Source organism: Vibrio iocasae (assembly GCF_042245395.1).
Classification (GTDB): Bacteria; Pseudomonadota; Gammaproteobacteria; order Enterobacterales; family Vibrionaceae; genus Vibrio; species Vibrio iocasae.
This window is the reverse complement of record NZ_CP145311.1, coordinates 3445305-3459659: the sequence shown is the minus strand read 5'-3', so window position 1 is coordinate 3459659 and position 14355 is coordinate 3445305. Positions and strand designations below refer to the sequence as shown.

Genomic DNA, 14355 nt, shown 5'->3' with positions numbered 1-14355 from the left:
TTAACGAGCCTCCAGCCAGTCTAACCAGCTCTGCATACCTTCTCCTGTTGTCGCAGAAAGTGTCATATGTTTGATATTTGGATTAACACGCTGAGCATTCTGAATACATGCTTCCACATCGAAGTTTACATATGGCAGAAGGTCTATTTTGTTTACTACCATCAGTTCTGCATTGGCAAAAATATCAGGATATTTAAGTGGTTTATCCGCGCCTTCTGTTACCGAGATAATGGCTACTTTGTGTGTTTCTCCTAAATCAAATGCGGCAGGGCAAACTAGGTTGCCTACATTTTCAATAAACAGTGTTGTACCTGTTTCAGGTGCCAGATTCGCGATAGCTTCCGAAACCATTGCAGCATCCAGATGGCATCCTTTACCAGTATTGACCTGAATGGCTTTTGCTCCGGTTTCACGAATTCTATCCGCATCATTTGTGGTTTGCTGGTCGCCTTCGATGACTGCACATTTAGTATGATCAAGTTTCTTCAGCGTTTCCGTAAGAAGGGTGGTTTTACCTGAACCTGGGCTAGATACCATATTCAGGCTCTTGATCTGTCTGTTGGCCAGGAAAGAACGGTTCTTTTCCGCTATCTCATCGTTTTTAGCCAAAATATCCTGTTCGATCTGCACCATTCTGCTCTGAGTCATGCCCGGTGCATGAGAGTGCGCAGGCCCTTGCCCATAATGCAGGTCATCACCGTCTTTTTCTGGCTTAAAAGCCTCGTGATGGTGATCATGTGTATGGTCATCATGTGAATGATGATGGTGATCATGACTATGCCCATGGTCATGGTGATGTGGTTCGTGATGATGCGGATGGTCGTGAGAATGAGGCTCCTGACCATTGACGTGATAATGAATATGAACCGGGCCGTGATAGTGATGATGGTGAACTATTTGTGCCTGATGAGAGTGATCATGATGGTGATGATCGTGTGAGTGCTCATGTGAATGGTCGTGGTCATGGCTATGACCACCTTCAATTTTAACGTTGCCTGCTGCGCAACCGCATGTAGTACACATCAGATTACCTCCAATTCACGAATCTTCATTTCATCCCCACCCTTGGTTTGAAGGCTAAAGCCAGCACAGTCAGGGCAGGGGTCTAATCTGTCACTGATACTGACTTCTTTCTGGCAGTCAAAGCACCATGCTTTGCCAGAAAGCTCGTTTATTTCTAGTTTTGCGTTGTTAGCGATAGTACCTCTGCAAACAACGTCGAAGCAGAAATGCATTGCATCGGTTTCAATGCCTGCAAAGGGGCCAACATCAAGAAATACAGTTTTCACTTGCTTGTATCCCTGAGCCGTGGCCTGCTCTTCGATTACCTGAACCAGACTTTCACAAAGAGACATCTCATGCATAGTCTGTTACTCCTTAACTTCTATCTGAAACTCGACACAAGGGTCGATAGCCCAGATAAGCTGTCGAACCCAGCTAGGATCGCTGGTTTCCAACTGTTGATTCATTAATGCCTGTTCAACCACGCCGCCTTTGTCGAAGTAACGATCGGTTGGGGCATTGATTTCATAAGATTGAATAACTCCATCAGAACTTAGCTTCACGGTATGTGCTAAAACACCTCGAGAAGCATGTGCCATACCTGGCTCTGGCATTCTGGCTAACTCCGGATTTTCGGTAATCCGACTGATTTCGATAAACCGAGCTAACATACGGGTAACTATGCCTGAGCCCCAGCAATCGAGAGCTTGCTGGATTAATGGGTGATTCTTCTGTCTTACCAGACTTCCGGACTCAAGATCTTCTGACCAGTTATCATCCGATCCCAGTGAAGCCGCATTATGTAAGTTCACTGAAAAGTGGTGCGCATAAGGTGCATCTGTCTGCGTCCAGTCTATAAACTCAGACCACTTCAGAGAGCGAAACTTAGATGGACGAATTCCAAATAACGACTCAAGTTGAGCTTCAATCTGAATCCATTTATCCGCAGAAACCTTAGAACTGCCCTGATCATCTAGTGTTACAGGTGGAAGTGCCTGTAGCGATTGCAGCAACAGCCTATTCAGGCTAATGCTCTCTTTCATCGCATACTCACTACCAAACAGTTCTCTCTGCATCTGCCACGTTTGCCAGCAATGCTCTTTCAGCCATTCCAATGCACATCTCTCAGCCAGAGAGTCACTCATTTCGGGTGATAGTTCACGAGATTGAGCTTTAAAGATAGCACCTGTGGCAGCAGCTTGTTGTGCCTGAGAACAGAGTAAGAAAACCTTAGGTATCAACTGGATCGCCTGCTCTGGAGTTTTACCGCAGAGTAGCTGTCCTATTTTCGTCGGGCGAGAGTTATCGATTGAGACACTTGTAATCGTACATGTCTCATTAAGCTCTATAGTGAGCACTAACTTTCCGACGAAATTAGCTGAAGAACCTGCTGTCATTATTCACTCTCTAGTGCAGCCTGACCGCTGGCCAGTTTTCTAAACAGGCTCCGCTTGGATTTATCGGCAATATCTGTGGTCTGAATCGCTGTGATCAACTTTCGAACATCTCCAGCTACTCTTAGAGCATCTTCCTGACTAGTAAAGTCCTGAACAGGTGATTGGACCGAGCAGGATAAGTAATGCCCAAGATTTTCATGTTCACCATAGATAAAATTATAATCACCAGCAGGCAGGCGAATTCCGACTTTTTCTCCGATATCAAACTCACGCCAATCTCTATCTTCACCAGGAAGTAGCATGATGCTCAAAGTCCAAGGAGTAAGAAGAACGCCAAGCCAGTCACCTTCGTACTCAGAAAAACCGACAGCTTTAACCTGCAATTTTTCATTTACAAATGGCATTTCATTCATCTGATTTTGATGAATTTGCCCGAATACTTCCTCAATGATAGAAGAGGGATTATCAATATAGTTCTGCGGCACGTTCAAAATCTCCTTCTGCTAAAGCTTTCTGTAGTTCGATCGCTTTTATCGCCTCTTCGGGCTCTACTTTTTCTACAGCAAAACCACCTACTTGAATGAGCAGGTAGTCGCCTACCTGGACATCAACGTCCATCATTAGAAGGCTTATTGGATAGTCTTTGTTTTCAGCATCAACAATTGCTGAATTTCCGTCTTCCGATATGCTGATGACCTTAGCGGGTACGCCTATACACATACAGCGTCTTCTTTGAATTCTGGCTGAACACCGATCTTATCGAGATAAGCAAGAACTCGTTGTGTCATGTTTTCCATCTGTCCTGATACGGTATCGGTCATTTCGAGTCCAGGTTCTACTGACTCTGGGATAATGCCAACAAGGTAGATGTTCTCAGGAGATTCGTCTGTTAGCTTGAGAGCACCAAGAAGATCAGATAATCCTAGCTGGTGGGGTGAGACTTTATTGTTGAACAGGGCTGGTACTTCATCGTCATACAAGTCAACGACAGTACCCGGAGCATCTCCGGTCAGTACCGCATCGATAATGATGACATGTTCTCTGCTGGCAATGTAATCCAGTAGCTCCATTCCAGCTGTGCCACCGTCCATCAGCTCAATGCCTTCTGGGAACTGATAGTTTTGTTCAAGATGGTTGATGACATGAACACCGATGGATTCATCACTCAAGAGAAGGTTACCTACACCTAATATCAATACATTCACATCTTTCTCCTCGTATCGCTATTTACTTCTCTGACGGAAGTTAAAAATAAGAGAGGTATTTGGGGATACCTCTCTTTTAGATAGTGCTTGGGTCTAAAGCACTTTGACTTTGGTAATACCTTCTCCGCGAGTATCCACGATATGAACCGCACAGGACATGCATGGGTCGAAAGAGTGAATGGTACGGATAACCTCAAGTGGATTCTCTGGGTCAGCAATTGGAGTACCAATCAGAGATTGCTCATACGGGCCCATCAGGTCTTCATTGTTTCGAGGTCCTGAGTTCCAGGTTGATGGTACAACCGCCTGATAGTTCTCAATCTTGCCATCGTTGATCACGATCCAGTGAGAAAGAAGGCCACGAGGTGCTTCATGGAAACCTACACCTTTAACTACGCCATACGGGAATGTTGGCTTCACGTAGGTTGTTGTATCACCAGCGGCAATATTATCTATCAGCGCTTGCCACTGCTGGCTTAGATGATCCTTAAGCACTGCACAACGAACTGCACGTGTCGCGTGGCGACCAAGCGTTGAGTGAAGGTGCTTAATTTCCGGAGTGATACCGGTTAGTGTTTCGAATGCACCTAGCACATCATTAAGGTGTTTCGTTGTCTTTTCATCACCAGCGGCTACAGCACATAATACCTGAGCCAGAGGACCTACCTGAGCAGGTTTGCCGTTGAAGGTAGGTGACTTAACCCAAGAATACTTACCTTCGTCTTCGAACCCTGTGTAGTTAGGATTTGTCATACCATCCCACGGATGGAAAGGACCTTCCTCCTGGTACCATGAGTGCTTACTACTTTCAGCAACACCATTGATTAGGAATGGGTCTTTGTGGCCAGTGATAGGTTTAAAGGTAGAAAGATCACCGTTCTCGATATAACCGCCAGGCATCAGGAAGCTACCGTTTTTACCATCGGTTGGTAAATCAGGCACAGCCAGATAGTTAGTCACACCTTCACCGATAGATAGCCACTCAGGGTAGTGAGCTGCCACGATAGCAACATCGAGCTTATAAACCTGTTCGATAAACTCTTCGAGCTCGTCGATAAAGGTTTTGATGTACATCAGACGTTCTTGGTTAAGTACGGCAGGAGCATCAAGGTTGATTGGGTTAGCGACACCGCCAACAGCCAGGTTTTGGATATGCGGGCTCTTACCACCAAGAATAGCGACAATACGGTTTGCGTTGCGCTGGTATTCCAGAGCCTGAAGGTAGTGTGCTACTGCGATTAAGTTAATTTCAGGAGGAAGTTTCATCTCCCTGTGACCCCAGTACCCATTTGCGAAGATACCAAGCTGACCACTGTCTACCAGACCTTTTAGCTTATCTTTCACCTTCTGGAACTCTGCAGCTGAGTTCAGAGACCATGTAGAAAGTGGACGACAGATCTCTTCACACTTCATTGGATCCGCTTCTAGTGCTGATACCACATCAACCCAGTCCAAAGCAGAAAGTTGATAGAAGTGAACCACGTTATCGTGAATACCATGTGCTGCAACGATCATATTACGAATGTATTGAGCGTTTACCGGGATATCTAAATCCAGCGCGCTCTCAACAGAACGAACAGATGCAATTGCGTGAACGGTTGTACATACACCACAGATACGCTGAGTGAACACCCATGCGTCTCTAGGGTCCTGACCTTTAAGGATCTCTTCCATGCCTCGCCACATGGTGCCTGATGACCAGGCATTAGTGACGACACCATTTTCGATTTCGCAGTCGATACGCAAGTGGCCTTCGATGCGGGTGATTGGATCAATTGTAATGCGTTGACTCATTGTTAAACCATCCCTTTAATTATTTTCTGAGCCACTCAGGCTTTCTTGTTGAATACGGTTTGTTGTTGCTGCGCCAGGTAATACAGGCAAAAGTTTAATAATCACGATGTAACCCACGATTTCGATAGCTACCAATCCGAAGGAAAGTAGGATTTCCTGAATCGATGGGAAATAGGAGTAACCATCTCCTGGGTCATATGCGACGAGTGCTAGATCAATTCGATACATAGCAGCACCGATTAGCAGCGATGTTGCTGCCGCAAACATTGCAGGAGCGTTGTTTCTGATGTGCTTAATGAAAATAACTGGCAGAGCCAAAAGTAAAGTTTCAGCAATAAACAGCCAGCTATACAGGTCGCCTGAGAAAACGTATTCCCATTTATCTGTCAGGTTCACAGCATGCAGTCTTAGGATGACGAACATACCGACCAGCACCTGAATGAAAGTAAACAGGCGGTTGAACAACGGTACTTCATCTGGCATACGACCTTTCATACCAGCAGCTACGATTGCACCTTCAAACACTACAATCGAGAAGCCCATAATTAGAGCGCCTAGCAGTGAGAAGAAAGGCAAGAACTCGTAGGTTTGCCATAGCGGGTGGATTTTGTGCCCCGCCGTGATGAACAATGATCCCATTGATGACTGGTGCATCGCAGGTAGCAGAGCACCCAAAGCGATAACTGCGAACAGAATCTTGTTGAGCACCTTCAGAGGTACCTTCAGGCCTACCTTCTCTAACAGTGCCGGTGCAAACTCCATTACTAGTACAGCGAGATAGATAGTCATACAGACCGCTGTCTCGAAGAGTACCGAGTTGGGGTTAAAGTGTCCGGGAATAAAGAAGTAAGGCATGTTCCACCAACGGCCGATATCCATTGTGATAGAAAGGCCGCCAAGTGCATAACCGAACAGACTGGCTAGCAGTGCAGGTCTTACTAGTGGGTGGTATTCACCTTTGTTAAATACGTAAACAGCCCAGGCCAATGCCCAACCACCACACGCGAAACCCGTACCTACCAATAGGTCAAAGGCGATCCAGATTCCCCATGGGTAGCCACCGTTAAGGTTAGTAACTGGGCCTAAGCCAAGTACCAGACGCTTGATGATTACGATGACACAAACAAATGCAAAAAAACCAAAGAAGACAACAGGCCAGTTTATCAGGCGGCCACCGACCGGTTTCAGGTCACTATGATCATTCATGGTGGTCTCCTTTATCCTTGCTATTGTTTTCGTCACGATCTGGATACATGCTCTTACGAGTCGCATACATCAGACCAACAAAGGCTGCGAATGGAAGCATCATTCCTTGATACAGGGTGTGCTGAACGGTTTCTGAACGAGCACCATAAGATTGAGCTGGCATATCATGCAGATCCAGCTTATCGAATGGGACGCCTGCAAGTACCAGTACCTGAGTACCGCCACCTTCAGTTTCACCGTAAACATGAGGGTAATACTCTGGAATATCTTTTTCGTGAGTTAGGCCTGCATCAATTCTTTCGCGAGGGTAGTCATAGCTTTCGCCGACTTTCTTCTCTAGACGCTTTTTAGCTTCTACAAGCAATTCTTCACGAGAGCCGTACAGAATTGCACCAGTAGGGCAGACTTCTACACAACCAGGAAGCAAACCTTGATCGATACGTTCAACACCTTTCTGGTTACATAGCTGGCATTTTTGAATCTGACCAAACGGGTCATGGTATTCGTACTTAGGAATGTTATATGGGCAAGCGATCATGCAGTAACGACAGCCCGTACAGGTATCTGGGTTGTTGGTCACAATACCGGTAACAGGATCTTTGCGCATAGCACTAACCGGGCACGCAGAGACACAGTTAGGATCGACACAATGCATACATTGGCGCTTAACGTAAGAGAAACCATTTTCTAGCTTATCTTTCTCAGTGCCATCACCATTGCTGTAACGACGAATTACGTTTAGCGCATAAGCGCTCAGATGGCTGTTCTGCTCCCATTGAGCATCGCCATTAGGGTTTGGCTCCATGTTGTTTACATCTTTACACTTAACAACACATGCCTGACAGCCAATACACAACGTGGCGTCGTAAAGCATTCCGACGCCATCTGGTAGAGGTGGATGAGATTCTCTCGCCATTGAGGGGCAACTGCTTGTTGCAATAACAGCACCACTCGCGGAGAGTTTCAAAAAGTCTCGGCGGTCCATTTAAGCCTCCTCGTTACTCTTTGATTTACCATTGTCTTTCTTCTGACGTGTTAACTCACGTACTGTCATGATGCTAACACCAGCAGCCAGACCCGCAACACCACCTAATAGCGCTGAAGCACCAGGAGATGCAGACTCACCAACGGTTGTTCCTACTTCAGGAAGTTGCGCTGGTGGAGTAGGCTGGCGAACACTAGCAAGTTGATGGATACCTTTAGTAAAACCGATATCTTTTTCATTACAGCCAATACATGGGTGACCGATACCAACAGGCCAGATACCACCGCCAACATCACAGAACTCAAGCGTTGAACAGTTGCCGTAAGTTTCTGGACCCTTACAGCCAAGTTTGTATAGGCACCAGCCTTCTCGGTGGCCTTCATCTCCAAACTCAATGGCAAAGCGACCAGCATCAAAGTGTGGTCGACGTTCACAGTGTTCGTGTATACGACGGCCATATGCGAATACCGGGCGACCTTTCTCGTCCAATGCAGGTAGGCTGTTATAAGTAAGAAGATGTGCAACCACTGCTAAGAAGTTATGAGGGTTAGGAGGACAGCCCGGAATGTTTACAATCGTTTTATCGGGAAGTACTTCGTGCAGTGCTTTAGCTTCTGTTGGGTTTGGTCCAATAGATGCCACACCGCCCCAAGCAGAACATGAACCGATAGCAATGATTGCTGCGGCCCCTTCTGCGGCTTCTTTGATATGATCGACGATAGGTTTTCCTGCAACCATGCAGTACACACCTCCGTCTTTAACCGGAATTGAACCATCAACGACCAGTACATATTTACCTTTGTACTTCTCCATTGCATGGTGTTTATTTTCTTCTACTTTATGTCCAGCAGCAGCAGAAAGTACCTCATGGTACTCAAGTGAGATCATATCGAGAATGAGGTTTTCTACTGTAGGGTGTGTTGATCTCAACAGGGATTCTGTACAGCCAGTACACTCTTGCGCACCAATCCAGATCACAGGGGGTCTCTGTTTCTTGGCTATTGCATCAGCAACTTTTTGACCAGCGTTTGCACCAGTAATCCCCATAGTAGCGGCAAGACCAGAGCAAAATTTCATAAAGGAGCGGCGTGATACACCTTGTCGTTCTAAAAGATCGTAGCCATCCATTTCAGACCATCCTTTGTATTTTATTTGTCGGTTATAGGAATAGAGCTATTTTCAGCTTGTTGTTTATTAGTATTTGTTAATATTCACAAGTGTAAGGAAATGTAAAATTTTTGCTAACTGGAATGGTTGATCTAAATCAATGTGAAAACACTTAGTAATAGTGGGTGTTTAAATATATGCGCTGGGTTTATGTTTTAGTTAAAGGTAGTAGCCATAAGGGGTTATATGTATTTTGTAAGGGAAGTTATCTATCTAAAAAGAAAAGATAAATAACGAACAAACTAAGATAAATAAAACAAAATAGTTAATTAAATGTTGTAAATAAGAATTATTTACAACGAATCTGAAAGTTTGTTATTAACATTATTAAATAATAGGAAAGAAAAATAAAAAAGAGCACATTGAGTGCTCTTTGAAAAGTTTGAAATAGATTTTAGAGGATTCTTTTCAGAACCCGATCTGCTCTGACTCGCGTTATGCGCTTAAGTAACTTTTGAACGACTGATGGATAAGATTCAACTTTCTCTAACTGGCGATAACTACCAATAACCGTTGTGTGTTGAAGAATATTACTGACTTCTTGCTCGAACTTGTCTGTTAGTTTGTGCATGTGATCATGAATAAGCAGGCCATTTTCCAGATCCAGACTCCAAGCTCTTGGATTCAGGTTATTACCTGTTAAAAGCATATAACGTTTATCGATCCAGATGCCTTTTAAGTGGTAGCTATTGCAGTCGTGTTTCCATAAATGAATAGAGAGTTTGCGACTGGCTATATGGGCTTCGTTTACCTTTGCAAAGCGACGCAGGTTCATTTCATAAAGGTAAGGTAGACCACCAATGGTTTTAAAACCGTCTTCAGGCGGAATATAGAAGTCATTTGCGGTTTTATCCCCAACGACAATAGTTACCTTAACGCCTCGCTTAATCGCTTTCTTTACTTCCTTAGCTACAGATTTAGGGAAATTAAAATACGGTGTACAAATGAAAATCTCATCTTTTGCTTCTGCGAGTAGCTGATTAATAGTGAGATTCAGCCTATTACGACGTTTTCCAAGCCCAACAAGTGGTGTTAGGGATACCTGATCAGCACTTGTTTCTTCTGGCTGAAATATATATTTAGATTGGGCTAATCTTGAACGAAATTGGCGAATAGCTTGTTTAAGTTCTTTAGTTTCTGGCTTATCAGAATCACAAAGAGAGTTCACTGCAGGATGAGCAAGCATTACTGATTCAATAAAATGAACCATGCTGTTTGCTAAAGTTTCGTTGGTAATGACATGGTAGCGATCGAAGCGATATTTACCATTGTAACCAAGGTAGACATTATTCAGGCTGGCACCGCTATAAATTACGGTATTATCGAACACAAAGCCTTTAAGATGCAGTACACCAAATACTTCGCGCCCACGTACTGGAACACCGTAAACTGGGATTGTGTGTTCGTACTTTTCGCTATATTTTTTATATAGTGCAGCATTACCTTCAGACTGCTCAGCACCGATTAAACCCCTTTGCGCCCTGTGCCAGTCAACGCAAATCTTTACATCCAGATTAGGGTTCTTCTGTTTTGCCGAATATAGTTCGTCGAGGATAAGTCGCCCAGCGTCATCATCTTCAAGGTACAGAGCAGCGATATAGATACGCTCTTGAGCGTTTCTAATCTCTTCTATCAACCTGTTCCGGTAATCTTCTGCTGAAAGCAGAATTTCAAGTTTATCCGGATCAATTGCGATAGTTGGCATCTGTTTAAACGGAGTACTTAACGCCATCATATAGAGTGATATACCTCGGTTACTGCATAAGTGCGAATTTCGAATTTTACCAAATATATTCGAGCGATTTCTATTGTTACATGTCTATTTAATTAGATTTTGTAAACTTCATAGGAATGAGTTGCTTACCACTGCGTGAATATCGCTCAAAAAGTGTACGAAGTGGGTTGGGAAGTTCATTGACTTCAATGGTAAAAAAGCCGTTTAAAGAATAGAAGCCTTCGAGGTGAGCGTAGGCGAAGCAGTAGTCATTATCATTTAATACTTCTGCCTCACAATAATCCAGAAGTGCATGACCGATGCCTTTATTTCTGAACTCAGGAACAACAACCATGCCAGTTAGCAATCGGTATGAATCCACAGGCCTTATTCTCACAACACCACAAAGGGTTTTATCCGAATAACAAACATAAATAAGCTCGTTACTTTTTGCTTTTCCGGAAGGGTAGTGCTGCTTATATAGCTTTTGGGCTATGGGAAGCTTTATTGCTTCCAGCTTTTCGATATGAATTAGAGGCATTTGCTGGTGTTTTAATAAGTCCGGTATACTATGACAACTTTTATTCTACCGCTAAGTATCATGCAGATATACCAAAAAGCCAGCCTCAAGCCCTTCCATACATTTTCTATCGAAAGCAGTTGTGAGTTTCTCGTTATAGTGGAGTCAGTCGATGACCTAATTTCGGTGTACAGAAACAGTGAATGGGCTCAATTGCCTAAATTAATGCTGGGTAAAGGAAGCAATGTGCTTTTTACTGAACACTTTAATGGTGTTGTAGTGGTTAACCGTATCACAGGTAAAAAGGTAGCCGAACAGGAAGATGCGTACCTGATTCATGTAGAGGGTGGTGAAGACTGGCCCGAATTGGTGGAATGGTCGGTTGAAAATGGTTATGCAGGATTAGAAAACCTCGCGCTAATTCCTGGCTGCGCTGGTTCTGCTCCAATTCAAAACATAGGCGCGTATGGCAATGAGTTTAAAGATTTCTGTGCTTATGTTGATGTTGTTTGGCTGGAAGACTTTTCAACGCAAAGGCTGACAGCCGAAGAGTGTGAGTTTGGTTACCGGGACTCGATCTTTAAACGTGACTACCATGGCAAATGTATTATTGTGGCTGTTGGTCTCAAGTTGCCTAAAGAGTGGAGCCCTAATACTTCATATGGTCCATTACAGGCAATTGCAAAGAGCGAGCTAACTCCCGAGCGTATCTTCTCCGAAGTGTGCAATATCCGTATGGAGAAGCTGCCTGATCCAAATAAGACAGGCAATGCCGGTAGCTTCTTTAAGAACCCAGTTATTGAGAGTGAGCAGTTTAGGCTTTTGAAGCAAAGTTATCCGAGCATAGTTGGATATCCTAGCGGTAACAGGGTTAAAGTTGCAGCTGGTTGGTTGATTGACCAGTGTGGTTTGAAAGGTGTTAGTCGTGGTGGAGCTCAGGTCCATCCAAATCAGGCTTTAGTATTGGTCAACAAGGATCATGCAACCGCCAGCGATGTAATAGCATTAGCGAGTAAGGTGGTTTCAGAAGTAGCACGTCGATATGAAATCCATCTGGAGCATGAAGTTCGCTTTATGGGAGCGACAGAAGAAACGAACCTATCTGAATGTCTGAAATTAGGGAAGCCCTTGATATGAGAGATTACAGCGTAAAATTAAACATCATAAAAATACTTAGTGGTGGGGAGTTTGTTTCCGGTTCAGATGTAGGTGAAGTGCTGGGAATTTCACGTGCCGCGGTTAGCAAGCACGTAAAAAGCCTTGCTGACTGGGGATTGGATGTATTTAGTGTACAGGGTAAGGGATACAAACTTTCCGAACCGCTCTCGCTGTTAGATCAATTAAAACTGGAACAAAGAGTACAAGTGCCAGTTATGCTCATCCCCATTATCGACTCAACAAATCAATACCTGTTAGATCGTGTAGATAAATTAGAAACCGGTTCGGTTTGTCTTGCTGAGTTTCAGGAAAAGGGGCGGGGCAGAAGAGGGCGCGAATGGATTTCCCCCTTTGGTTCCAATCTCTATATGTCTATGTATTGGCGACTTGATGCGGGTATGGCCGCAGCTATGGGGCTAAGCTTAGTGGTGGGCGTGGCTATCGTTGAAGCGATGGAAAAATTGGGTATTGAAGGCGTGAAGCTAAAATGGCCAAACGATCTTTACTATAACGATAAGAAGCTGGCAGGCATTCTGGTCGAGATGTCTGGGCAAGCTGGTGGTGCAGCACATCTTGTAATAGGCATGGGGTTAAACATATCTATGCGCGAAAACATTGAAGGCATTACGCAGCCATGGACCTGTCTTAAAGATGTACAGAAAACACTGCCTGATAGAAATGACCTTGCTGCTGAATTAGTTACAGCATGGAACAATGCGCTTGAAGAGTATGAACTATATGGTATGAAAGGCTTTGTTGAGCGCTGGAATCGTTACGACAACTTCAAAGGAAGGCCAGCCAAACTCATCATGGGTAAACGTGAAATAGAAGGCATAATCAGAGGCATTGACGAGCAAGGGGCTGTTTTACTAGAAACATTAAATGGTGTTGAAGCTTTTATTGGCGGTGAAATTTCTCTTCGTGGACAAGTAAGTTAATGGTGTTCGTTCCGGTGTAGTGCACTGGAACGAGAACAACCTATTTTCTTAACAATACTTCTTCCACCGTGTGATTCTCACCTTTCTTAAGAATCAACTGAGCCCGTTCCCTTGTTGGCAGAATATTTTCTCTTAGATTCTTACCGTTAATTGAACGCCAGATATCCTGCGCTTTATTGATCGCCTCTTGTTCATTGAACTCGGTATAGTGCGAGAAATAGGAGCCAGGCTTTTTAAATGCGCTTTCTCTAAACTTTAGAAAACGGTTCACGTACCACTCTTCAATTAGCTGAGTTTCAGCGTCAACGTATATAGAAAAATCGACAAAATCTGACACAAACACCCGATGTGGGTCGTGTGGGTAATCCATGCCGCTCTGCAAGACATTTAAGCCCTCGATAATCAAGATATCAGGAAGGTCGACAACTTTCTCTTCTGTAGTTATGTCGTAAGTAATATGCGAATAAACCGGGGCGGTAACATTGCGTTTGCAGGCTTTTACATCAGAAACGAATTTTACCAGTCTGCGCATATCATAAGATTCAGGGAAGCCTTTCTTTATCATCAGATCGCGTTCATTCAGAATCTTGTTAGGTAATAGAAAGCCGTCGGTCGTGACAAGTTCCACCTTCGGGTGTTTGTCCCAGCGTGACAGTAAAGCTTTTAACAGACGGGCCGTTGTGCTTTTTCCTACAGCGACACTACCAGCAATCCCGATAATAAAAGGGGGAGGGAGCTCACTTTTGTTCAGAAATTTGTGCAGAACAGTATTACGTCCCTGACGGGCTGAAACATAAAGGTTCAAAAGTCTGGTCAGGGGAAGGTATATCTCTTCTGCTTCCTTCATGGTCAGGCTTTCATTAATACCTTGTAGTTCTATCAAATCTTGCTCTGACAGGGTCATAGGGACGGAATTTCGTAAATCCGCCCACTTATTCCTGTCAAAGGACATGTAAGTACTCATAGCACACGACGTCGTTTTTATTAGATGAGCTGCGAAAATACATCAAGTAACAAAGAATTCAAACGATACGAGCTACAGAATCTTGGAAAAGGTGGCAAAAATGAGTGATTTATAACCAATTGCGCATAATATTAAGGAAAAAGAAGTTTTTTTTAATTTTCCTATTGCAAGGTGCCAGATCATCCCATAGAATGCGCCCCACTTATGTGCCGACTTAGCTCAGTAGGTAGAGCAACTGACTTGTAATCAGTAGGTCACCAGTTCGATTCCGGTAGTCGGCACCACTTTCTCTTTTATGAGAGAAT

Annotated in this window: 15 protein-coding genes and 1 tRNA gene; 3 read left to right on the top strand and 13 right to left on the bottom strand. The window is 44.1% G+C overall.

Annotated features, from left to right (window positions below):
* From hypB to SNR28_RS25670, 12 genes are all read right to left on the bottom strand, one after another.
* Complete coding sequence (hypB, locus tag SNR28_RS25725) at window positions 1-1023, bottom strand: hydrogenase nickel incorporation protein HypB (protein WP_375751797.1); 1023 nt, start codon at window positions 1021-1023, stop codon at window positions 1-3.
* Complete coding sequence (gene hypA, locus SNR28_RS25720; RefSeq protein ID WP_375751795.1) at window positions 1023-1364, bottom strand: hydrogenase maturation nickel metallochaperone HypA; 342 nt, start codon at window positions 1362-1364, stop codon at window positions 1023-1025. The genes hypB and hypA overlap by 1 nt, the downstream gene beginning before the upstream one ends.
* A 6-nt stretch (window positions 1365-1370) precedes the next feature.
* Window positions 1371-2399, bottom strand: coding sequence for a hypothetical protein (locus SNR28_RS25715; protein WP_375751793.1), 1029 nt, complete (start codon window positions 2397-2399; stop codon window positions 1371-1373).
* Window positions 2399-2884: a [NiFe]-hydrogenase assembly chaperone HybE gene (gene hybE / locus SNR28_RS25710; protein WP_375751792.1), complete on the bottom strand. Its 486-nt coding sequence runs from the start codon at window positions 2882-2884 to the stop codon at window positions 2399-2401. Before hybE ends, SNR28_RS25715 begins: the two co-directional genes overlap by 1 nt.
* Complete coding sequence (locus SNR28_RS25705) at window positions 2865-3119, bottom strand: HypC/HybG/HupF family hydrogenase formation chaperone (protein WP_375751790.1); 255 nt, start codon at window positions 3117-3119, stop codon at window positions 2865-2867. Before SNR28_RS25705 ends, hybE begins: the two co-directional genes overlap by 20 nt.
* On the bottom strand, window positions 3110-3604 hold the full coding sequence (locus SNR28_RS25700) for a HyaD/HybD family hydrogenase maturation endopeptidase (protein ID WP_375751788.1): 495 nt from the start codon (window positions 3602-3604) through the stop codon (window positions 3110-3112). The genes SNR28_RS25705 and SNR28_RS25700 overlap by 10 nt, the downstream gene beginning before the upstream one ends.
* Window positions 3605-3697: 93 nt before the next feature.
* Window positions 3698-5398 (bottom strand): hydrogenase 2 large subunit, encoded by a 1701-nt coding sequence (gene hybC / locus SNR28_RS25695; protein WP_375751787.1) that lies wholly within the window; start codon window positions 5396-5398, stop codon window positions 3698-3700.
* Window positions 5399-5413: 15 nt separating this feature from the next.
* Window positions 5414-6604, bottom strand: a complete 1191-nt coding sequence (gene hybB / locus SNR28_RS25690; RefSeq protein WP_375751786.1) for a Ni/Fe-hydrogenase cytochrome b subunit — start codon at window positions 6602-6604, stop codon at window positions 5414-5416.
* Window positions 6597-7589 (bottom strand): hydrogenase 2 operon protein HybA, encoded by a 993-nt coding sequence (hybA, locus tag SNR28_RS25685; RefSeq protein ID WP_375751785.1) that lies wholly within the window; start codon window positions 7587-7589, stop codon window positions 6597-6599. The genes hybB and hybA overlap by 8 nt, the downstream gene beginning before the upstream one ends.
* Window positions 7590-8717: a hydrogenase 2 small subunit gene (gene hybO / locus SNR28_RS25680; protein WP_375751784.1), complete on the bottom strand. Its 1128-nt coding sequence runs from the start codon at window positions 8715-8717 to the stop codon at window positions 7590-7592.
* A gap of 433 nt (window positions 8718-9150) precedes the next feature.
* Window positions 9151-10491, bottom strand: a complete 1341-nt coding sequence (pssA, locus tag SNR28_RS25675) for a CDP-diacylglycerol--serine O-phosphatidyltransferase (protein ID WP_375751783.1) — start codon at window positions 10489-10491, stop codon at window positions 9151-9153.
* An 88-nt stretch (window positions 10492-10579) separates the two neighbouring features.
* Entirely contained in the window at window positions 10580-11011 is a 432-nt protein-coding gene (locus SNR28_RS25670; RefSeq protein WP_375751781.1) for a GNAT family N-acetyltransferase, read from the bottom strand.
* A 60-nt stretch (window positions 11012-11071) separates the two neighbouring features.
* On the opposite strand from SNR28_RS25670, the gene murB reads away from it, so the two are divergent.
* Together murB and birA are read left to right on the top strand one after the other, a co-directional pair.
* Window positions 11072-12127, top strand: coding sequence for a UDP-N-acetylmuramate dehydrogenase (gene murB / locus SNR28_RS25665; RefSeq protein ID WP_375754178.1), 1056 nt, complete (start codon window positions 11072-11074; stop codon window positions 12125-12127).
* Window positions 12124-13086, top strand: coding sequence for a bifunctional biotin--[acetyl-CoA-carboxylase] ligase/biotin operon repressor BirA (birA, locus tag SNR28_RS25660; RefSeq protein ID WP_375751780.1), 963 nt, complete (start codon window positions 12124-12126; stop codon window positions 13084-13086). The genes murB and birA overlap by 4 nt, the downstream gene beginning before the upstream one ends.
* Before the next feature lie 40 nt (window positions 13087-13126).
* Here the strand turns inward: birA and coaA are convergent, their stop codons facing one another.
* Window positions 13127-14050: a type I pantothenate kinase gene (gene coaA, locus SNR28_RS25655; protein ID WP_375751779.1), complete on the bottom strand. Its 924-nt coding sequence runs from the start codon at window positions 14048-14050 to the stop codon at window positions 13127-13129.
* A gap of 208 nt (window positions 14051-14258) precedes the next feature.
* On the opposite strand from coaA, the gene SNR28_RS25650 reads away from it, so the two are divergent.
* Window positions 14259-14334 (top strand) — tRNA-Thr (locus SNR28_RS25650).
* The last annotated feature ends 21 nt before the right edge of the window (window positions 14335-14355 follow it).

Excerpts from the sequence above, each read along its gene's own strand:
- hybB (WP_375751786.1), bottom strand. The coding sequence starts at position 6,604 with ATGAATGATCATAGTGACCTGAAACCGGTCGGTGGCCGCCTGATAAAC.
- hybO (WP_375751784.1), bottom strand. The coding sequence starts at position 8,717 with ATGGATGGCTACGATCTTTTAGAACGACAAGGTGTATCACGCCGCTCC.
- murB (WP_375754178.1), top strand. The coding sequence starts at position 11,072 with ATGCAGATATACCAAAAAGCCAGCCTCAAGCCCTTCCATACATTTTCT.
- SNR28_RS25715 (WP_375751793.1), bottom strand. The coding sequence starts at position 2,399 with ATGACAGCAGGTTCTTCAGCTAATTTCGTCGGAAAGTTAGTGCTCACT.
- hypA (WP_375751795.1), bottom strand. The coding sequence starts at position 1,364 with ATGCATGAGATGTCTCTTTGTGAAAGTCTGGTTCAGGTAATCGAAGAG.
- hypB (WP_375751797.1), bottom strand. The coding sequence starts at position 1,023 with ATGTGTACTACATGCGGTTGCGCAGCAGGCAACGTTAAAATTGAAGGT.
- birA (WP_375751780.1), top strand. The coding sequence starts at position 12,124 with ATGAGAGATTACAGCGTAAAATTAAACATCATAAAAATACTTAGTGGT.
- SNR28_RS25670 (WP_375751781.1), bottom strand. The coding sequence starts at position 11,011 with ATGCCTCTAATTCATATCGAAAAGCTGGAAGCAATAAAGCTTCCCATA.
- hybC (WP_375751787.1), bottom strand. The coding sequence starts at position 5,398 with ATGAGTCAACGCATTACAATTGATCCAATCACCCGCATCGAAGGCCAC.
- SNR28_RS25705 (WP_375751790.1), bottom strand. The coding sequence starts at position 3,119 with ATGTGTATAGGCGTACCCGCTAAGGTCATCAGCATATCGGAAGACGGA.
- coaA (WP_375751779.1), bottom strand. The coding sequence starts at position 14,050 with ATGAGTACTTACATGTCCTTTGACAGGAATAAGTGGGCGGATTTACGA.
- hybA (WP_375751785.1), bottom strand. The coding sequence starts at position 7,589 with ATGGACCGCCGAGACTTTTTGAAACTCTCCGCGAGTGGTGCTGTTATT.
- pssA (WP_375751783.1), bottom strand. The coding sequence starts at position 10,491 with ATGATGGCGTTAAGTACTCCGTTTAAACAGATGCCAACTATCGCAATT.